The following is a 20,491-nucleotide window of genomic DNA, read 5'->3' as shown; positions in this document are numbered from 1 at the left end:
TATTTGCGCCCTTAAGTTACAAATAAGTTAATAAATAGTTCAGATTCTCGGGTGTGATTTGTTATTAAAAATGATCAATTTTCTACCAATTTGCTATTGACTGTGCTCAATCATTAGCTACATTGGAGCTAAAAGGTTTTTTTACATTAAAATTTAACAACACGGAATAATTACGCAAGGCAGCGATATTTCATGTCAGCAATGTAGAAGTTCAGAACAATGACGATAATTTTCGTCGTTTCAGAATCGTATCAATGACACTTTTTAAAGTTGATATAAACAACATCAGTAACAAAATGCATGAGGGATGTATAGCATGGCTACAGGTACAGTAAAATGGTTTAACAATGCCAAAGGGTTTGGTTTCATTTGTCCAGAAGGTGAAGAAGGTGACATTTTCGCTCACTATTCAACGATACAGATGGAGGGTTACCGTACACTCAAGGCGGGGCAACAAGTCGATTACGAAGTTGAAAGCGGCCCGAAAGGCTCACACGCAAGCTCCGTAGTACCGGTAGAAACTAGCCAGACGAAGTAGTCGCTATTCATTTACTGCTCTTATCTAAAACGCCCTGTTTAAAACAGGGCGTTTTTGTATGTACAATAAAAAACGCTCCTGACGGAGCGTTTTAAAACAAGATTTAGATTACTCTAAATAATAACTATGCATTAATCACTGCATTTAGTGTTGCGCTTGGACGCATTAGAGCTGAAGTCAGCACATCATCAAATAGGTAGTAACCACCTAGTTCGCCTTTAACACCTTGTGCACTATTTAATTCACCAACGATCGCTTCTTCACTTTCAGATAGCTTAGCCGCTACACTTGCAAACTCTTGTGCTAGTTCAGCATCAGTCGTTTGCTCTGCTAGAGCTTTTGCCCAGTATGCTGCAAGGTAGTAGTGGCTACCACGGTTATCTAGCTCACCGACTTTACGAGATGGTGACTTGTTCATGTCTAGGAACTCACCTGTCGCTTTATCTAGTGCATCCGCCAAAACTTGAGCTTTAGCATTACCTGTTGCTGTGCTTAGGTGCTCAAGTGAAGCCGCAAGTGCGAGGAATTCACCTAGAGAGTCCCAACGTAGGTGGTTCTCTTTTTCTACCTGTTGAACATGCTTAGGAGCAGAACCGCCAGCGCCAGTTTCAAACAGACCACCACCGTTCATTAGTGGAACGATAGACAGCATTTTCGCCGATGTACCAAGCTCTAGAATTGGGAATAAATCCGTTAGGTAGTCACGTAGAACGTTACCCGTTACTGAGATTGTATCTAGACCTTCTTTGATACGAACTAGAGAGAACTTAGTCGCTTCAAGTGGAGAAAGAATCTTTAGTTCCAGACCATCTGTATCATGCTCAGGTAGGTAAGCATTTACTTTCTTAATCAGCTCTGCATCGTGTGCACGAGATTCGTCTAGCCAGAATACTGCTGGAGTCGCTGATGCTCGAGCACGTGTTACTGCAAGCTTAACCCAATCTTGAATTGGTGCGTCTTTAACTTGACACATGCGGAAGATGTCGCCTTCTTCAACAGCTTGCTCAAGAAGTACTGCACCATTTGCATCAACAACTTGAACTGTACCAGCAGCATCTAGGATGAACGTCTTATCATGAGAACCGTACTCTTCTGCTTTTTGAGCCATTAGGCCAACGTTTGGCACGCTACCCATTGTTGTTGGATCAAATGCACCATTCTCTTTACAGAAATCGATAACAGCTTGGTAGATGCTTGCGTAGCTACGATCTGGGATCATCGCTTTAGTATCTTTCTGCTTACCATCTGGCCCCCACATTTGACCAGAAGAACGTAGCATCGCTGGCATTGACGCATCAACAATGATGTCACTTGGTACGTGTAGGTTTGTGATACCACGATCTGAATCAACCATAGCCAGAGGTGGTTGAGTCTCGTATACCGCTTGTAGGTCAGCTTCGATAGCTTCTTTCTGCTCTTGTGGCAGTGATGCGATCTTAGCGTATACGTCACCAATACCGTTGTTCACGTCAACGCCCAACTCTTCAAATAGTTGACCGTATTTCGCGAATACATCTTTGTAGTAAACCTTAACCGCATGGCCAAAGATCACTGGATCAGAAACCTTCATCATTGTTGCTTTCATGTGCAGAGAAAGCAGTACACCCTGCTCTTTTGCTGAAGCAATCTCTTTTTCAAAGAACGCAACAAGCGCAGCCTTGTTCATCACTGAAGTATCGATGATCTCTTTGTCTTGCAAAGCAAAAGCTGGCTTCAGTGTCTTCTTAGCGCCATCTTGACCAACAAACTCGATGCTTACTTCTGTTGCGCCGTCGATAGTGGTCGATTTTTCGCTACCGAAGAAGTCTTTGCCGTCCATACTCGCGACATGAGACTTAGAGTCTGCTGCCCATGCACCCATTGAGTGTGGGTTTTTCTTCGCGTAATTTTTTACAGAAAGCGGTGCACGACGGTCAGAGTTACCTTCACGTAATACAGGGTTTACAGCACTACCTTTAATCTTATCGTAAGTTGCTTTGATCGCTTTCTCTTCGTCTGTGCTTGCTTCTTCTGGGTAGTTAGGAAGTGCGTAGCCTTTTGCTTGAAGCTCTTTGATAGTTGCTTGAAGTTGCGGGATAGACGCTGAAATGTTTGGAAGCTTAATGATGTTTGCTTCCGGTGTTTTTGCCAACTCGCCAAGTTCAGCAAGTGCATCACCAATACGTTGCTCTTCAGTTAAGTAGTCAGGGAAGTTAGCAATAATACGCCCTGCAAGTGAGATATCACGAGTATCAACGTTGATACCAGAAGAAGCAGTGAATGACTGAATGATAGGCAGTAGAGAGTATGTCGCTAGTGCTGGTGCTTCGTCTGTAATGGTATAGATGATGGTTGGTTTTTCAGTAGGCATGAAATTTCCCTATAGTTCTGACAAGCTCACTCATTGTGAGAATGTTTAAATTGACCAGTAGACAGTGCTTGAGAGCAACGAAGGTCTACTCGATAGTCGTACTCTATCTTATTTTTCATACCGTTTTATGACGGCATGAACCAAATCCGTGAGTGCGTTGTTATAATAAAACACGTTGGTATAATTAAACAAATTGGGCTTTATAGTCCATTAACTTGTTCTATTTTGTGTCTTTTAGGCGCGCAAATGATAGCTCAATTCCGTTTCAGTGAAAACTTTTCAGCACACTTCGTTTACATTTTTGCAAGGTAGTTAACATGTCTACTCGCTCTCGTAGCACTTCGCGCTCTACTGGCTCCTCTCGAAAAGGCGGTCAATTTAAACAAGGCAGCAAAACCACATCGCGTTCGAATAACAAAGGGAATGAGCGCCGCTCTTCCGCTACAAGCAAGAGTAATTCATCTAGTAAGCAGCGCTATAAACGTAAACCAAACACGGATAAACCAAAAGTAGCTCTTGAAGACCGAAAAGTGATTCTATTCAATAAACCATTCGATACGCTGAGTCAGTTTACGGATGGTGAAGGGCGTAAAACCTTAGCAGACTTCATACCTGTAAAAGATGTGTATGCGGCAGGTCGTTTGGATCGCGATAGTGAAGGATTAATGGTGCTAACTAATGATGGTATCTACCAAGCTAAACTAACTCAGCCCAATTCAAAGTCACCAAAGACCTATTGGGTACAAGTTGAAGGTGCCCCAACAGAGAACGATTTAGATAAATTGAGAAAGGGTGTAGAACTCAAAGATGGTATGACGTTACCGGCCAAAGTTGAAATTATGCCAGAACCGAGCGTTTGGGAGCGTAATCCGCCAGTGAGATTTCGTGCAGCGATTCCGACTACATGGCTTGCCATTACAATCATCGAAGGTCGCAATCGCCAAGTACGCCGTATGACAGCTAACATTGGCTTCCCTACTCTTCGCCTTATTCGTTACTCGATGGGTGGAATGACCTTAGGTGATTTGCAGCCTGGTGAGTGGAAGGAAGTTTAACTTTTGTATCAACAAGCCAATAGCTTACGTTACTGGCTTGCTCTCAAAACTCTACTAAAATTGCACGAGTTTATTGCTGATCTAGTAACCATTTCAATAGTTCTTTACGTTCAACGGGCGACAATTTCAAATATGACATTTTCGCCTTTTGTAGCTCTAAACTATCAGCTGTAATTGAGGCTTTTTCAGAATCTTGAATAGTTGTAAGCGAACCGTAAGTCACTCCGTTGGCTGCGTTGTAAATAGCGATTTGCTCATCAAGATCTGAATAAGGAAACATACCTTTTTTACCAGCCATTTTGACCTGTTCATAAATTAACTCGCCATCATCCAAGCTAACATTCCAATCAATCTTATCCTTGTCAAACACCTTTTTTGCTTGATCAACACCGCTTAGATGTGGTCCATCTATTTCTACTTTACCACTTGTTGCTTTCAGAGTCAGAATATAAGGTGCTGAAGTGAAATTTCCACGTTGTCCGCCTCGTCCTAACATAGTATTTACGCGTAACACTACTTGGTTAGTTCCTGCTACCAGTGCAAATGGTTCTCCCTTATCTTTGGTATCTTCGCCATTAACAAATAGCACTTCTACTTCCGTTGCTACATCCAACTCTGGATGCGCATGTTCAATAGCATTAGCTTTAGAAACACTTAACACAGAACATACCGTTAAAATTGAAGCACCAACTATAAATTTCATCGTTCGACCCTTTTAATCATTTAGATTTATCGTTAACTAACTTTAAGCCTTGTTTCACTGTAAACATCAAAGTTGGTTAACTTGAACCATACTGGAGATCAATTTACCATTGATCATTCTTTGTTAGACTTTATTAACAAAAAAGGTCGCATAAATGCGACCTTTTTTTACATTCAACTTGATATCAAGTTATTAGAATGTGTAGTACATACCAGCAACAAAACCGTTACCTTCAACTTTGTTCGCGCTGTCAGCTACTTCTTCAGCATCAGTGTATTCAACGAATGCTAAGATGTTGCTAGAAACTGAGTAGTCAGCGCCCACTGTGAAGTAGTTGATTTCTTCATCTGCATCACCATCAGTAGCACCGATAGAAGTGTAAGCACGTACTTTCTCGATTTGGTAATCTAGAGCAATAGAAACTGTATCACGATCAGACGCACCAGTGATGTCTTCTGTAACGTAGTTTGCTGCCGCACCAAAATCGCCAAGGCTCAAGCGCGCTGCAACACCCATGATGCTGTGGTCAGTACCAAGGCCACGGTTACCTTGATCTTGGTAAGATGCGCCAAAAGTGAACATTTCGTTCAATGCGTACTCCGCAGACACACCGTATGCTGCATCTTCGTTTTCGTCTGAAGATAGGTAAGTATCAGCAATTAGCTTTAGACCACCAGTTGTGTACTTCATTGAAACAGCGTGACCAGCACTTTCAAGAGAGCTAACGAAGTCATCCATGTAACCTAGACCTTCGTTTGTTTTGTCAATCGTGATTGCATCTAGAGAATCACCAAAATCACCGATTTCGCCTGCAGCAACACCGAAGTTTTCACCAATGTTGAAACCGAAGTAAAGGTCATCAGTTTGCATTGAGTTATCGTCGTTTACAATACCTTTCCAGCCATCAAAACCGTTACCGTTTTGGATTTCGAAAGAGCCGAATGCAGATACGCTATCGTTCAGTTTGTGCGTTGCATCAATCTGGATTTTTGCCCATAGATCTACGTCTAGGTCAGTTTCAGTTTTTGTAGCTACACCAGCAGCTGTTGATGTTGATTCAGCAGTACTTAGGTAAGTATCGATTTCACCCTTAATGTTGAAAGCTGTTGTACCATCATCGTAAATGCTTGCTGCTAGGGTAGAAGTTGAGATACCTGCTAGTGCTAGCGCTAATAGAGTCTTTTTCATAATAAATCCACTGCCTTTTCTAAGAATGGGAGATCCTTGCCCGGTTCCCTTTTTTTGTTTTGTGTTGATGGTTACCACTCTTTGTTGGTTAACCACCGCCACTAAATTTCGAGGTCTAGATTGCAAAAGATTATCCTGCGTGTCAAATAAACTAAAAACAAACCTAAAAAAAAGACAAATCAAATAAATTCAATCACTTACAAGTTTTTTCATCATTTTACGAGACACTTCTCGGCCTATTTGGCTAAAAATATAATAGACCTAAAAACAACCATCGCAGTCAAAAACACTAATAACCAAACGTTATTACAGCCAAAATTAGAATTAAACACTTAAAGTGGTGTTTTTTTTGATATTTATATTTCGCACAATAAATAAAATAGCTAACTTCATGAAGGTTCAGTTTTTTTTTGTGAACAAGATCTACCTTTGATTCAAAAGCAACCTATTTCGTCGAAAATGAACAGGCTAGTGAAATGTGCTACTATCGCGGCTTCGTTACTTGGGTCACAGTATGCTAACCACTAAAATACAAAACTCTATTCGCACCAGTTATCAAAACCTCCAATCACAGTTGGAAAACTTTGTACCTAGACGTGCACAAAACTACCTTGTTGCTGAAATAGCAAAGACACTTTGTGGCCAATACCATAAAAGTAATCGCATGATTGTGGCTGAAGCGGGTACCGGAATCGGAAAGTCCCTCTCTTATTTAATGGCAACCATACCTGTGGCTGTTTTAAACAATCGAAAAATTGTGATCTCTACTGCTACCGTTGCTCTACAAGAACAACTGGTCAATAAAGACCTCCCTCTATATAGACGACTTACTGATAGAGAGTTTTCCTTTATATTGGCTAAAGGACGACAAAGGTATTGCTGTGCCGAAAAACTGGCTGTGGCATGTGGTGCTGACGGCGGTCAGATGGCGATGTTTGAATCAAAGCCAAAGAAGAAAGACATTGAGCAGCTGGAAACCATGTATCGAAGTCTAGCTCAGGGTAAATGGGATGGAGACCGCGACTCATGGCCTAAGCCGATTGACGACATGATTTGGCAGATGATCGTCAGTGACAAGCACAGCTGTAATAATAGTATGCCTGCACACCGAGATTGCCCTTTCCAGAAAGCGCGCTCTGAACTTGATAAAGCCGATGTCATTATTGCCAACCACAGCTTAGTGATGGCAGACGCAGACCTAGGTGGTGGCGTGATCCTACCTGAGCCAGAAAACAGCATTTATGTGTTCGACGAAGCACATCATCTACCGCATGTCGCACGAGACCACTCTTCCGCAGCTGCAAGCTTAAAAGGGGCTGCTTCATGGTTAGAGCGCTTAAATCAATCAATCAGCAAGCTTTCAGGCCTGGCTGAAGAGAAACGAGTCTATCGGTTCAGAAATGAGCTGCAAGACTCTGTTCAACAACTTATTCCAACCCTTTCTCAACTCAGTAAGCGCTTCGATGCTACCCAATTTGAAGACGGCTTATATCGCTTTGAACACGGTGACCTTCCAGAGTGGCTTGAAAGTGAATCGAAAGATCTCAAGCAGTTAAGTCAGAAAGCCAGCCAAGCCGTGGCAAAGATTGCCGACCTTATCGCAGAAAGAGTAAAAGATGGTGAGCTCTCAGCCAAACTTGCAGAACCCGCACTTGCAGAGATTGGTTTCTATATACAGAGAACTGAAAACCTCGCACAAGTCTGGCGCTTAATGGCAGAGCCGAAACGTGATAAAGGTGCGCCATTGGCGCGTTGGTTAGAACTTAATAAAGAGAATGAAGGTGATTTCATTGTTAACGTTTCGCCTTTAGAGGTAGGTTGGCAGCTCGACCAACAGATCTGGAGCCGCTGTGTCGGTGCAGTATTAGTTTCAGCTACCATGCGGGCACTGAATTCTTTCAGTTTTTTCTGTCATCAAGCAGGTATCAGTCAAAAGCCTGAGGATGGAGTGCAATTTCTAGCGTTAGCCTCGCCGTTTGATTATCAAAATCAAGCAGAGCTAGTCGTACCCGCAATGAAGTACGAACCTCAGGCTCCGCAGTTTACAGAATATCTTATCGAAATTTTGCCTAACGTAATTGAAGACAACAAAGCTAACCTCGTTTTATTCTCTTCGTACTGGCAAATGAATCAGGTTGCTGAAGGTTTATCTACAGATTTCGTTAAAAAAGGCTGGGCGTTACAAGTACAAGGTGATACTTCCCGCTCAGAAATTCTAAAAAAACATAAAGCCCTGGTAGAAAAAGGAAAAACCAGTGTGCTTTTCGGTACAGGTAGCTTTTCTGAAGGCCTTGATTTGCCCGGTGAACTGTTAGAAAACCTAATCATCACCAAAATTCCATTTGGTGTTCCAACCTCACCGGTAGAGCAAGCTCACTCAGAATACATTGAGTCCAAAGGCGGTAATCCTTTTATGCAAATTACCGTACCTGAGGCGAGTAAAAAACTGATCCAATCTGTCGGCCGACTGCTGCGTAAAGAACGAGATTCTGGTAAAGTCACGATCCTTGATCGACGCATAGTCACAAAGCGCTATGGCAAGTCCTTATTAGACTCCCTACCGCCTTTTAAACGTACTATAAAATACTAACGAGTAGGGTTGTTGCGCGCTCCTGCTAAATTTTGCTTTAGTTTGCTCCCAGCAAATTGAAAAGCAACGCTGCTGATACAGCATATAACGAGAATAATAGCTATCTATGGAAATGATTGAACCAACCATGTTGGTCATACTTGCACTGGTTGCCTTTGCTGCCGGTTTTATCGATGCTGTTGCCGGCGGCGGCGGTATGCTCACTGTGCCTGCTCTGCTGTCTTTGGGTTTACCACCGCACATTGCGCTAGGGACCAATAAGCTCGCTGCAACCTTTGCATCGTCAACAGCGGCTTTTACTTACTACAAGAAGAAACTGTTCAAGCCCCAATGTTGGATCAACGCATTTATTGCAACTTTAATTGGCGCAACTGTAGGTACATTAGTGGTCGACGCCATCAGTACCCAGTGGTTAGAAAAAGTCTTGCCGCTAGTAATATTAGCAGCCGCGATTTATACGATTTTCCATAAAACGCCGAATGCCAATCAGAATGTATCTCCCAAGCCCTGCCCTGTTCTCAAGAAGAAACAGATTGCTCAAGGTTTTACTCTAGGTTTCTATGATGGTGTAGCCGGCCCAGGAACAGGCGCATTTTGGACAGTGAGTTCAATGGCGCTATATCGCTTGAACATTTTGCTCGCGTCTGGTTTATCGAAAGCAATGAATTTCACCAGTAACTTCACCTCCCTGGTTACTTTTGCAATTCTAGGTCATATCGATTGGGTTCTCGGATTGACGATGGGCGTTTGTTTGATGGTTGGCGCGTTTGTTGGTGCTCACTCTGCTATACGCTTTGGCGCCAAGTTTATTCGCCCGGTATTTGTTACCGTGGTGAGTGTACTCGCAATCAAACTGGCTTATGAAGCTTGGTTTGTAAACCTGTAAAAAGTTTAGATGTAGAATGTCTCACTTTAAGCAACTCGGCAAAATTCTCGACACGTTAATCGGGCATTGTAAACAAGTAGATAGCGCTCGTGGCACATACCATCAACCGCTATTCGATAGTACCCTCTTTAAATCTAGAGCCAAGGTACTGATGCCTTACGCACTGGAAACACAGTCCAACTATCAACGGATTCTGTCAGAGCTGGGCAAAAACCAATTAACGGCAGCAAGAGCGGCTCACCTAACTGAAAAGTTAACTAACCAAGTTGCCGCTCTCCAAAGGGAACTCGCAAACTACGACCTACGTGACGATCGTAACCTACATAAACCACATTCCACCAATCAACTCTATAATGACCTTGCTCAACACCAAGATTGGCAGCGACGTTTAACCGCTCTTGTTCAGCAAAAAAAGGCGGTACTTGATACCTGCCCTGCCTATCAAAAAGAGCAGGCAGAAAAAGCCTGGCAACTAGCAAGTGAACGGCTAGAGCGTTGCGAAGAGTCAATGAAGAAAATACACAGGCAAATAGATTTAGAGGTTCCAAATAGAGATGAGCACTGAACAAGCCCCATCACCACTTGATAGCGCACCGGATGAGATCAAACTTGCTGTTGATCTTATCTACCTTTTTGAAAGCAACGAGATCGATCCTAAGGTTGCTTTAGAGGCGATCAAGATCGTCGAAAAAGACCTTCAAGCTAAATTAGAACCTAGCACTTAGAACGAATATTACAGGATACACATGTACCAACTTAACTTCTCTATGGCCGAGTTTGTTGAACAATACTGGCATAAACGACCAACCATCATCAAAGGCGGTTTCAAAGATTTCGTTGACCCAATCAGCCCAGAAGAGCTGGCAGGGTTATCAATGGAAGAAGAAGTCGACTCACGCTTTGTTTCTAACCACGAGAATAAGTGGTCAGCGGAACACGGTCCATTTAGCGAAGATAAGTTTGGTCAACTCCCACAAAGCCACTGGCAGCTTATCGTTCAAGCAGCAAACCATTGGCATCAAGGTGCCGCTCAACTGGCGGAGTCATTTAAACAGCTGCCAAACTGGTTGTTTGACGATCTAATGATCTGCTACTCGGCTGAGCATGGTGGCGTTGGTCCTCACATTGATCAATATGATGTTTTTATTGTTCAAGGTCACGGTAAACGTCAGTGGAAAGTGGGCGCTAAAGATGAAGGGCAATACAAAGAGAGCATTCAAGCATCTGCACTTCGCCAAATTGAAGGCTTTGATCCTATCATCGACCAAGTATTAGAGCCGGGTGACATTCTCTACATCCCACCGGGCTTCCCTCACGAAGGTACCACTTTAGAGCCTTCAATGAGTTACTCAATTGGTTACCGCTCACCTAAAGAGCAAGAGCTGATCAGTAATTTTGCCGACTTCGTGCTTGCGCATGACATGGGTGATACGCATCTTCATGATCCGGAGTTCAAGACGCAAAACAACTTCGGTCAGATACGCCAATCAGACCTTGTAAGCCTGACAGAAATGCTACATTCAGCGCTAGAGCAACCGAATACAGTAAGTGACTTTATGGGATGCCTACTGAGCCAATCTCGCCACCAGCTTGATATTATTGCTCCAGAGCCATTGTGGAATGCGGAAGAGGTATCTAATCATCTTGCAGCACAAGGTGAGATATACAAAGTTTCAGGACTTAAAGCGCTTTACCATGAGACAGAGACCAATGTGGCGTATATCAATGGTGAAATAATTAAAGTTGAAGAAGGTGACAGTGCACTATTAACGTCATTGTGTAATGAATCCATCATCTCTCCAGAACAAACATTCAGCCCATCTGCTATTGCTCTTATTACAGACCTAGTAAATAAAGGCTATTGGTTTATCGAAGAGTAATTTGAAGAACTCATAACAAAAGAAAAGGGACACGCAAATACGTGTCCCTTTGTTGTTCTAAAGCGATAAAAGCTTAAACCTTAAATTGATTCACTAGTGCTTGTTGTTGCTGAGATAAAGTATCAATCTGATTCCCTTGCTCTTCAGATTTCGAAGCCTGTTCAAGAATTTGTGCGCTTAGATCACGAATGTTCACCACACTCTGATTAACTTCACCCGACACCGACTGCTGCTCTTCTGCTGCTCTTACAATCTGGTTATTCATATCGCTAATGGCCTCAATCGAAGTAAAGATTGAGCCTAAGTCTTCAACCGCATTCTGAACGTGTAGAGCCGTATCATTCGCTAGGATGTTACCCTCTTGAATCGCCTCAACGACATCCTGCGTTCCAGCTTGAACCTTATCAATAACTTGGCGAATTTCTCCTACAGACGCTTGAGTACGACTTGCAAGATTACGAACTTCATCAGCCACCACGGCAAAGCCTCTACCCTGTTCACCTGCACGAGCCGCTTCAATCGCTGCGTTTAGAGCCAACAAGTTTGTTTGTTCTGAGATACCTTCAATCACTCCCAAAATATCAGTGATGTTAGCGTTGTTCTTGGCAAGCTCTTCAACAATAGGTACTGCGCTCGACATACGCTCCACCAGCTTCCTCATTTCTCCAGCTGACAGCTCGATCACCTGCTGCCCTTGCTTAGCAGAAGAGTTAGCCTCACTTGCAGCGCCTACCGCGACTTCCGCATTCTGAACAACTAGACTTGCAGTCTGCGTCATCTCTTCTGCTGCTGTTGCCACTAAATCGACTTCTTTAAACTGCGATTCACTGCTTTGGCGGGTGCTAGAAGCCGAAGCCTTCGCAGCACTTGTGGTATTCGCGACTTGCTCTGACGTCGCAATCACTTCTTTGATCGTTGGCTGTAGCTTATCGAGGAATCGGTTAAAGCCTTGTGCTAACTGCCCAACTTCGTCTTGTGATTTAACATCAAGCCTTTGGGTTAAATCACCTTCACCCGACGCGATATCGTCTAACCTTTCAACCACTTGACGAATCGGCTTTACAATAGAGAGTGAAGCAAACGCAATAATAGCTAAGCCAATAACAATGAACAGACCACCCGCAATGAGTTCAGTTTTAATGCCTTCACTAAGCTTGTCACTAATAATCTCATCAAGCAGATTTGCATCCGCCACGACACTGTCTCGAGGGATCTCTAACAACACACCCCATGTTTGATTCGCTGCAACGACTGGCGCAAAAGCAAGTAACCACTCACCGTTTTCGCTCCACTGTGTCATCGTCTCGCCACCAAACATAAAATCAGTGAGTTGGTCATTGCTTGTATGCTTACTTGCGAACTGAGAGCCAGTAGGGATTGATGTATCATCTGCGGCAATCACAGAGCCATCTAAGCTCACGACATAGATAGCACCATTACCATCAAACAACTCTGCATCTGACTCAGCAACAATATGAGTTAGAGCGTCAAGTCGAAGATCAATACCTAAAAAGCCAATTGGCGTATCATCAATCAGAATTGGTACAGAAATCGACGAAGTTAACAACGACTGGCCACCGCTAGTCACAACCTTAGGTGTACTGATACATGTTTGACCACTCGATAGCGGACAATAGAAGCGTTCGCTGTTTGAGTTGTCGTTGAGAATCTGCTCAGAAAGAACATTTGACAGCACGTTCTCTCCATTGTCTGCCACTTTCCAATAGGGTGCAAAACGCCCAACTTCGTTAGAACCTACGTAATCTGCATCTACATAGTTTCCGTCTTCACCATCAAGCATTTCAGGGCGAAATACCAAGTAAGCACCAAGGATTGAGTCAAAGTCTAAGACTGAGCGACGAATCATCTCATCTAATGCAGTGCGTAGCTCTTCGCTTGGCGTGAAGTTCTCTTCAGCATTAGTCTTTAGGAACTTAGCACTCGCGGCTAGCATTTCAGCTCGATAGATGGCTTCATCTACATAGCGTTGGGTTTCCTGTGCATTTAACTGCGAAACCGATGCCAATAATTGCTCAGTTTTGTTAATAACAGAATCTGAGCTTTGAGACTTGATCACCTGCTGATTGCTTGAAGCGTTGTAGATCGAGAAACCAATAAGAGAGAGTGAAGTGATAAGTAAACAACACCCTGCCAAGAGGGTGATTTTCCACTGTACTGAAAGTGAGCGCATTGAATATCCTTATTTAAGCCAAAAGACTTCCGTGGACCTAAAAACATACCGATAGCAAAAATGCAATTCTACTTATGTCTGTTAGACGAATAGCTTAGCCGACAATTACAGCACAAATCGGTCACATATAAAACGAAAGTTTATACAAATGTTAATAAATCGTATCTTTCTATTTTTAAATACTGATTTCCAATCACTTTTGTCTTGTCATGCTGAATCAATTGATTGAATTTAGAGCACTCAAGTAACGATGTTCATCACTTAGATAGATGTTTGAACTCACACTATTAATAAGAGTTTTGCTCTGTCAAAGAGACACTTTAATGAAGTCCGCCTCCATATTCCATATCCTCAAACCCAGCAGTTTTGGATTATTTTTTCTAATCCATATTATAGATTTTTATCTTGATCAAGTGCACACTTTTTCATTGCTAATTCGGCAATCAAACTCTAATATCTCGCGCCTAGATTCCCTAATCGCTTTATTCAATTTGGTTCTCCTTTATGGAGCGCTAAGGCTTTTTACATCTTTAATTTTTGGAGAGATACGCAAATGTCCGCCTCGTTTCCATTAGCGAAACTTACCTTTTTAATCGCTATTCTGACAGCCGTAGGTCAAATGACTCAAACGATGTACGTGCCTTCTATCGGTCATATGGCAGGTGAGTTCTTGGTTACTGCGTCTTCACTTCAAGCAGTGATGGCGTGTTACCTGATCCCTTATGGTTTGTCGCAATTTGTTTACGGTCCACTTTCAGATCGCCTTGGTCGTAAGCCTATCATCGTTGCTGGCTTAGTCATCTACATCCTAGGTACCTTGGTAGCCTTATTCGCTCATGAATACGAATGGTTCTTGGCGGGTAGCTTTATTCAAGGAGTGGGCATTGGTTGTGGAGGTGCGATGTCTCGTACATTGACTCGCGACTGTTTTGAGGGCGCTGAGTTGCACCGTGCGAACAGCTTAATCAGCATGTGTGTAATTTTCTCCCCATTGATGGCACCTGTACTCGGTGGTTACCTAACGGAAGCTTTCGGCTGGCGTTCTAGCTACTTGTTTTTAGCGCTGTTTGGTATCGCTGTGGTGATCACGATGATGACGAGCATGATGGAGACATTGCCAAAAGAACGACGCAAAAATGAATCAGTAGTCAACAGCTACAAATTCGTTCTGTCTGACAAACGCTTCCAAGGTTTCTTACTGGTACTGGTGGCAACATTTGCGGGCGTAGCAGTGTTTGAGGCAGCAGCTGGTGTATTACTTGGCGGTGTACTTGGTTTGCCTGCAACCACCGTGAGTTTGCTATTTGTATTGCCGATTCCAGGTTACCTAGTGGGTGCAGGCCTATCAAGTTACATCGCGCAACGTCGTTCTGAACGCCGCGCACTGAATGTTGGCTTAGTATCGATTTTAGTCGGCTCAGCCGTGGTGCTTATCCCAGGTCTATTTGGTCAAACAACAGCGTTAACATTGATTGGCGGCGCAACCATTTACTTCTTGGGCGCGGGTATCTTATTCCCAGCCGCAACAACGGGAGCACTTTCGCCACTCCCATACCACGCAGGTACGGGTGGCGCGATCTTAGGTGGTATGCAAAACTTAGGTGCTGGCATCGCAACACTGTTGGCATCGTTCTTCCCAGCTCAAGATCAGCTGCCACTGGGTTGCTTGATGATTACCATGTCACTTATCGCTATGCTTGGTTTACGTTGGGTTAATCGTAAGCCTGACCACTCAAACGAAATGCCATTAGCTATCTAGAGCAAATCGAACCTTGCCCAAACAAAGAACAGGGACAGACTGAAAAGTGTGTCCCTTTTTATTGCCCATTTTCTCCTAACCTGATGTCTATCATCAATATCGTTAAACATTATTTTGATTTTTTGGAAACAATAACAGACACTTACGTTCAAAGTGTATATCAAGAATCCAATTGCAAAATATTATTATCGAAAGAACAACATCTTACCGATAACCCCGATTAGAAATGGATACTGGCATTAAAACGAGTCAGGTGCACAAAAAGGATATACAGATGCGTTTCGCTTTAACCACATTAGCCGTATCGGCGGTGCTTGTCGCCGGATGCAGCAATCAAGGAATAACAACCATGAACCACCACTCTCCGTCGCAACTCGTCGCTCAACAAACCCAAGCTCCCGTTGCTAAGAAAGTCCCTCATTCAATGACGACTCATGGTGACATACGAATTGATGATTACTATTGGATGCGTGATGACGAACGCCAAGACCCAGAGATCTTGCAGCACCTCGAGCAAGAGAACCAGTATGCCGAGACTGTGCTGAAACACACAGAAGCATCTCAAGAACAATTATTTGAAGAGATCAAAAGCCGAATCGCGAAAGACGACAATTCGGTACCAGTTCGTAAAGGTAACTATTACTACTCGAATGAAGTGACAGGTGATAATGAATACCCAGTTCACTTGCGTGCCAAAGACTTTGCAGGCACAAATAAGCAAGTCATCCTAGACGTTAACGAACTCGCCAAAGAACATGAGTTTTTCAGTATTGGTAGCCTTTCAATCAGCCCAAATGAAAACATGCTGGCCTATGGCGAAGATACACTGAGCCGTCGTATTTACACGATTAAGATTAAAGACCTCACAACGGGTAAATACTTACACGATGAGATTGATGGTGCTTCAAGCGCTATCGCATGGCAAAACGACAACCAAGCCTTCTACTACATCAAAAAAGATCCCCAAACATTACTAGGCTATCAAGTTTTCCGCCATGTATTAGGCACATCTCAAACAAGCGATGAGCTGATCTACGAAGAAACTGACAACGCTTACTACACTAGCATCAGTAAGAGTAAAGATGGCCAACAGGTATACATTTGGCACTCGAGTACAGAAACCAGCGGCGTTTCGATTGTTGATGCCAACAACCCAAATGCAAAAGCCGAAGCCTTCTACCCAAGAGAAACAGGCATCGAGTACAGCATAGCTAAGCTCAATGATTGGTATTACATCTACACCAACTACCAAGCAGTCAATTTTCGCTTAATGAAAACCACGGCCGAAGGCATACATGACCGTTCAAAATGGGTCGATGTTATTCCAGCTGACGATAACACTCAGCTTGTCGATTTTGAGTTGTTTGATGATCATCTGGTTTACGAGCAGCGTTCAAATGGATTGTCTACAGTGAAGATTCGTCAACTCTCTACAGGCAAAGAATTCCCACTTGAGTTCAACGACACCGCTTTTGCTGCATACCTAACAAGTAACTATGAGTTAGATAACTCAAAAGTTCGAATCTATTACAGCAGCCTAACGACTCCTGGCACTTACTATGATTTTGACCTTAATACAGGTGAGGCCGAAATCATGAAGCAAACGCCGGTATTAGGTGATTTCGACGCAGATAATTACCAATCAGAGCGAATCATGATTACGGCTCGCGACGGTAAGCAAGTACCAGTTTCTTTGGTTTATCGCAAAGATCAATTCAAAAAAGACGGCACTAACCCAATTTACCAATACGGCTATGGTTCTTATGGTTCAACCATAGAACCGACTTTCAGCTCAGTTCGCCTTAGCCTGCTTGATCGAGGCTTCGTTTATGCTATCGCACATATTCGTGGTTCAGAGATGCTAGGACGCCCTTGGTATGAAGATGGCAAAAAACTGACTAAACAAAACACGTTCAATGACTTCATCGACGTCACCAAAGGCCTAGTTGAAGAAGGTTATGGCGCTAAGGATAAAGTGTTTGCCGTAGGCGGATCAGCTGGCGGTCTGTTGATGGGGGCTATCATCAACCAAGCACCTGAGTTATATCGAGGCATTGGCGCTCATGTTCCATTTGTTGATGTAGTAACAACCATGCTTGATGAGTCGATTCCTCTTACAACTAACGAGTACGACGAATGGGGCAACCCGAACAACAAAACCTACTACGATTACATGTTGAGTTACTCGCCATACGACAATGTGAAAGCCCAGAACTACCCGAACATGTTGGTGACAACAGGCTTACATGACTCACAAGTACAGTACTTTGAACCTATGAAATGGGTAGCGAAACTGCGTGAGATGAAAACAGACAACAACGTACTTGTGTTCAAAACCGACATGGAAGCAGGTCATGGTGGTGCATCAGGTCGATTTAAGCGACTAAAAGAAGACGCACTAGAATACGCGTTCTTCTTAGATTTGCTCAAGACTCAATAGATTCAATACAAGTATTCACGTCGTTTTATGTCGCCATTTTGTCTCTACAAATGGCGACATACATTATTAAGCATGGTTAAATACGATTAACTATGAAACTCACCAAATCAAATAGTCTTTGCTGCACTGTAGGCAAAGGTTTACGAGAGGTATAAAAATCAATGAAAGTAATTAGCTTCAACATCAATGGCCTAAGAGCCCGCCTTCATCAACTACAAGCGGTGATCGATAAACACCAACCAGATGTTATTGGCCTACAAGAGATCAAAGTTCATGACGAAGCATTTCCTCTCGCTGACGTTGAAGCTATGGGCTATAAAGTTTACTTCCACGGCCAAAAAGCACACTACGGTGTTGCGATGCTGTGTAAGCAAGAGCCTATCTCTGTACAGAAGGGTTTCCCAACAGACAATGAAGAACATCAAAAACGTATGATCATGGCTACGTTTGAAGATGAGAATGGCGAAAAGACAACCGTGCTCAATGGTTACTTCCCACAAGGCGACAACATCAATCACGAAACCAAGTTCCCGTACAAACGCCAGTTCTACAAAGACCTAATGACTTATCTAAACGACCACCACAGCAATGACGAACAGATCGTTGTTATGGGTGATATCAACATCAGCCCAATTGATGCAGACATTGGTATCGGCGAACCAAACGCTAAACGTTGGCTAAAAACAGGTAAATGTTCATTCCAACCAGAAGAGCGTCAATGGCTGAAAACCTTATTGGATTGGGGATTTGTGGATACTTTCCGCCAGCTTCACCCTGATGTAACCGATCAATATTCGTGGTTTGACTACCGTTCAAAAGGTTTTGTAGACAACCGCGGCCTGCGAATTGATGTGGTTCTAGCAACCCCGAAACTTGCTGAGAAGTGTACTGAAGCAGGCATCGACTACGAACTACGTGGTATCGAAAAGCCATCAGACCACGCACCTATTTGGTCAACATTTAAGTAAGATAATCCTATAAATCCGCATAAGTTTTATTTGGCTTATGCGGATTTTTGTACTTTACTTGGGTGATAATTAAAAACATCTAAATCAACCTCGTTTATTGGCACAACCGTTGTAATCGCGACTAACCATAAACAAGGAGCGTTGAAAATGGATGTGAAGCCTTGGAGTAGCATCAACCCTATAAGTTTAAAAAACTTGTTACCGATGACGATTGTCAGCGGCGCGATTAGCGTGCTGATGCTCGTCGTTCCTCTCTTCAGTTTACAGGTCTTTGACCGAGTGCTATCCAGCCAAAGTTTAGATACATTGTTACTTCTTGCTGGTATTGCAGTTTTCCTTCTTACAACACAAGCCTTGCTCGACGCCTCGAGAGCCAAATACGCTCAAAAGAAGGCAGTGCAATTTGAGTTCTTCGCCTCAAAACAATTATTTGAACAGTGCACTCTATCCCCTACCATGAAAGAGAAGAACCTGTTCAACGACATTAACGAAGTAAAGAGCTTGCTAGCTTCACCCTCGTACTTTGTTATGTTCGATCTCCCCTTCACGCCGATCTTCCTCATCATAATGTTTGCGATTCACCCGAGTATCGGCTTTGTCGGTATGGCCGCTGTTGTATTCATCTTGCTCACGACTCTAGTCTCACATTGGATTAAGTCGAAACATTTCAATGCCACCTATTTAAGTCAGCTTGCAACTCAAAGAAAGAATGACGAGTGTTTTCAAAAGCACGACACTATTTTCAGTCAACACCAACAACAAGGCTTAGCTAGCGCCTATCAGGACGTGGTTGCAGAAAAAACTTGGGCTCGACATAACTTAGACCAATCAACTTGTTCGCTCAGCGCTTTTTCCCGTTACTTAAGAATGGTATTGCAGCTCGTGATTATGGCCGTGGGTGCGAGTTTAGTGATCCAGAATGCGATGTCCGCAGGGGGTATGATTGCCGGATCAATTCTTATGGCTAGAGCACTCCAACCCATTGAAATGCTATCAGGAGGGATTCAAGCTTGGCGAACAGGGTTGAATGCAAACCAAAGGCTCAAAAAGGAGTTCGTTTCCCATAAGAAGCAGCAAGAACGCACTGAGCTCGAAGAGATAAAAGGCGACCTTAAAATTAATAACGTCACTTGGTTTGCCACTGAACAAAGTACATCCCCAACCTTGCAAAACATTAAGTTCACACTAGAACAAGGCAATAGAGTCGCTCTTATCGGCCCAAGCGGTTCTGGCAAATCAACCTTGTGTAAAATGATAACTAAAATGGTTTTGCCAACCAAAGGGGGCGTTGCCATCGATGGGCTAAACGTAGAACACTGGAATTCCACTCAATTTAAACATACTGTCGGTTACCTACCGCAGCACATTCAATTCTTAAACGGGACAGTAAAACAGAACATCGCCCGATTTGACGACCATGTAACAGACAGTCAAATTGTTCGAGCGGCGATTAGAGCTGGGATTCATGATGCCATTACCGCCCTCCCCAATGGTTACGAAACACCGATCGGCAGCTTTGGTTACCAACTCTCAGGTGGTCAGGCACAGAAACTGGCATTAGCAAGAGCCATTGTGCTATCACCCAAACTGCTCGTACTGGACGAACCCGACTCCTACCTAGATCAAGAGGGAGAAGAGTACCTCATCTCATTGTTAGAGTTAGCAAAAAAACAAACAATATCAGTTGTCATGGTGACTCATAATCCAAGCCTATTACGTCATGTGGATTGGGTAGTTGAAATCAAAAACGGACAGATTACACGAGCAGGTCAGGCAGATAAGGTTATTCGCTCGCTATTTAATGTCGCCTCTAAGGAGGTTTCTAATGGCTAATCTCAATTATGATGATAAGGGCCTTCGTTTTGATGACGGAAGAAAAGTCATATTCTCCACACTAAAAACGCAGCTCTTCATTTGGACAGTTCTCATCGTCAGTTTAGGCG

General features: G+C 43.3%; 15 protein-coding genes. 11 read left to right on the top strand and 4 right to left on the bottom strand.

The window, feature by feature from the left end; genetic code table 11:
* Positions 1–316 precede the first annotated feature (316 nt).
* Complete coding sequence (gene cspD, locus AC6R05_RS11745) at positions 317–538, top strand: cold shock domain-containing protein CspD (RefSeq protein ID WP_032549456.1); 222 nt, start codon at positions 317–319, stop codon at positions 536–538.
* Between the two features lie 124 nt (positions 539–662).
* Here the strand turns inward: cspD and AC6R05_RS11740 are convergent, their stop codons facing one another.
* Complete coding sequence (locus tag AC6R05_RS11740; protein ID WP_500647457.1) at positions 663–2,888, bottom strand: NADP-dependent isocitrate dehydrogenase; 2,226 nt, start codon at positions 2,886–2,888, stop codon at positions 663–665.
* Between the two features lie 317 nt (positions 2,889–3,205).
* Here AC6R05_RS11740 and AC6R05_RS11735 point away from each other — a divergent pair, with 317 nt between their 5' ends.
* On the top strand, positions 3,206–3,943 hold the full coding sequence (locus AC6R05_RS11735) for a pseudouridine synthase (protein ID WP_500647456.1): 738 nt from the start codon (positions 3,206–3,208) through the stop codon (positions 3,941–3,943).
* A gap of 70 nt (positions 3,944–4,013) precedes the next feature.
* On the opposite strand, the gene AC6R05_RS11730 is transcribed toward AC6R05_RS11735, so the two are convergent.
* The gene (locus tag AC6R05_RS11730) at positions 4,014–4,646 is read right to left on the bottom strand and encodes a DUF2057 family protein (protein WP_500647455.1); all 633 of its coding nucleotides are present in this window, start codon (positions 4,644–4,646) and stop codon (positions 4,014–4,016) included.
* A 192-nt stretch (positions 4,647–4,838) separates the two neighbouring features.
* Positions 4,839–5,834 carry a porin gene (locus AC6R05_RS11725; RefSeq protein ID WP_500647454.1) on the bottom strand — a complete coding sequence of 332 codons (996 nt, stop codon included), beginning with the start codon at positions 5,832–5,834 and terminating at the stop codon, positions 4,839–4,841.
* 514 nt (positions 5,835–6,348) lie between these two features.
* Here AC6R05_RS11725 and dinG point away from each other — a divergent pair.
* The 5 genes from dinG (at position 6,349) to AC6R05_RS11700 (ending at position 11,190) form a co-directional block, all read left to right on the top strand.
* Positions 6,349–8,424: an ATP-dependent DNA helicase DinG gene (gene dinG / locus AC6R05_RS11720; protein WP_500647453.1), complete on the top strand. Its 2,076-nt coding sequence runs from the start codon at positions 6,349–6,351 to the stop codon at positions 8,422–8,424.
* A gap of 106 nt (positions 8,425–8,530) precedes the next feature.
* The gene (locus AC6R05_RS11715) at positions 8,531–9,310 is read left to right on the top strand and encodes a sulfite exporter TauE/SafE family protein (protein ID WP_032549462.1); all 780 of its coding nucleotides are present in this window, start codon (positions 8,531–8,533) and stop codon (positions 9,308–9,310) included.
* 16 nt (positions 9,311–9,326) lie between these two features.
* Positions 9,327–9,875, top strand: coding sequence for a primosomal replication protein (locus AC6R05_RS11710; RefSeq protein WP_500647452.1), 549 nt, complete (start codon positions 9,327–9,329; stop codon positions 9,873–9,875).
* A complete protein-coding gene (rsmS, locus tag AC6R05_RS11705; RefSeq protein WP_032549465.1) occupies positions 9,865–10,035 on the top strand; it encodes a pleiotropic regulatory protein RsmS in 171 nt (56 codons plus the stop codon). The genes AC6R05_RS11710 and rsmS overlap by 11 nt, the downstream gene beginning before the upstream one ends.
* Before the next feature lie 21 nt (positions 10,036–10,056).
* Positions 10,057–11,190 carry a ribosomal protein uL16 3-hydroxylase gene (locus tag AC6R05_RS11700; protein WP_500647451.1) on the top strand — a complete coding sequence of 378 codons (1,134 nt, stop codon included), beginning with the start codon at positions 10,057–10,059 and terminating at the stop codon, positions 11,188–11,190.
* Between the two features lie 73 nt (positions 11,191–11,263).
* Here the strand turns inward: AC6R05_RS11700 and AC6R05_RS11695 are convergent, their stop codons facing one another.
* Positions 11,264–13,381 carry a methyl-accepting chemotaxis protein gene (locus tag AC6R05_RS11695; protein ID WP_500647450.1) on the bottom strand — a complete coding sequence of 706 codons (2,118 nt, stop codon included), beginning with the start codon at positions 13,379–13,381 and terminating at the stop codon, positions 11,264–11,266.
* Positions 13,382–13,934: 553 nt separating this feature from the next.
* Here AC6R05_RS11695 and emrD point away from each other — a divergent pair.
* The 4 genes from emrD (at position 13,935) to AC6R05_RS11675 (ending at position 20,381) form a co-directional block, all read left to right on the top strand.
* Positions 13,935–15,140: a multidrug efflux MFS transporter EmrD gene (emrD, locus tag AC6R05_RS11690; RefSeq protein WP_500647449.1), complete on the top strand. Its 1,206-nt coding sequence runs from the start codon at positions 13,935–13,937 to the stop codon at positions 15,138–15,140.
* A gap of 349 nt (positions 15,141–15,489) precedes the next feature.
* Positions 15,490–17,580 carry a S9 family peptidase gene (locus AC6R05_RS11685; protein ID WP_500647522.1) on the top strand — a complete coding sequence of 697 codons (2,091 nt, stop codon included), beginning with the start codon at positions 15,490–15,492 and terminating at the stop codon, positions 17,578–17,580.
* Positions 17,581–17,741: 161 nt separating this feature from the next.
* On the top strand, positions 17,742–18,548 hold the full coding sequence (gene xthA / locus AC6R05_RS11680) for an exodeoxyribonuclease III (RefSeq protein ID WP_152468446.1): 807 nt from the start codon (positions 17,742–17,744) through the stop codon (positions 18,546–18,548).
* 147 nt (positions 18,549–18,695) lie between these two features.
* Positions 18,696–20,381 carry a type I secretion system permease/ATPase gene (locus AC6R05_RS11675; RefSeq protein ID WP_500647448.1) on the top strand — a complete coding sequence of 562 codons (1,686 nt, stop codon included), beginning with the start codon at positions 18,696–18,698 and terminating at the stop codon, positions 20,379–20,381.
* The last annotated feature ends 110 nt before the right edge of the window (positions 20,382–20,491 follow it).

Source organism: Vibrio sp. R11-SG3-ISO9 (assembly GCF_059834255.1).
Note: the sequence above shows the minus strand (reverse complement) of the source record. Positions and strands in the feature narration are given on the sequence as shown.

Coding starts and splice junctions, on each gene's coding strand:
- emrD (WP_500647449.1), top strand. CDS start 13,935: ATGTCCGCCTCGTTTCCATTAGCGAAACTTACCTTTTTAATCGCTATT.
- dinG (WP_500647453.1), top strand. CDS start 6,349: ATGCTAACCACTAAAATACAAAACTCTATTCGCACCAGTTATCAAAAC.
- AC6R05_RS11740 (WP_500647457.1), bottom strand. CDS start 2,888: ATGCCTACTGAAAAACCAACCATCATCTATACCATTACAGACGAAGCA.
- AC6R05_RS11725 (WP_500647454.1), bottom strand. CDS start 5,834: ATGAAAAAGACTCTATTAGCGCTAGCACTAGCAGGTATCTCAACTTCT.
- AC6R05_RS11675 (WP_500647448.1), top strand. CDS start 18,696: ATGGATGTGAAGCCTTGGAGTAGCATCAACCCTATAAGTTTAAAAAAC.
- AC6R05_RS11735 (WP_500647456.1), top strand. CDS start 3,206: ATGTCTACTCGCTCTCGTAGCACTTCGCGCTCTACTGGCTCCTCTCGA.
- AC6R05_RS11710 (WP_500647452.1), top strand. CDS start 9,327: ATGTCTCACTTTAAGCAACTCGGCAAAATTCTCGACACGTTAATCGGG.
- AC6R05_RS11715 (WP_032549462.1), top strand. CDS start 8,531: ATGGAAATGATTGAACCAACCATGTTGGTCATACTTGCACTGGTTGCC.
- rsmS (WP_032549465.1), top strand. CDS start 9,865: ATGAGCACTGAACAAGCCCCATCACCACTTGATAGCGCACCGGATGAG.
- AC6R05_RS11700 (WP_500647451.1), top strand. CDS start 10,057: ATGTACCAACTTAACTTCTCTATGGCCGAGTTTGTTGAACAATACTGG.
- cspD (WP_032549456.1), top strand. CDS start 317: ATGGCTACAGGTACAGTAAAATGGTTTAACAATGCCAAAGGGTTTGGT.
- xthA (WP_152468446.1), top strand. CDS start 17,742: ATGAAAGTAATTAGCTTCAACATCAATGGCCTAAGAGCCCGCCTTCAT.
- AC6R05_RS11685 (WP_500647522.1), top strand. CDS start 15,490: ATGAACCACCACTCTCCGTCGCAACTCGTCGCTCAACAAACCCAAGCT.
- AC6R05_RS11730 (WP_500647455.1), bottom strand. CDS start 4,646: ATGAAATTTATAGTTGGTGCTTCAATTTTAACGGTATGTTCTGTGTTA.
- AC6R05_RS11695 (WP_500647450.1), bottom strand. CDS start 13,381: ATGCGCTCACTTTCAGTACAGTGGAAAATCACCCTCTTGGCAGGGTGT.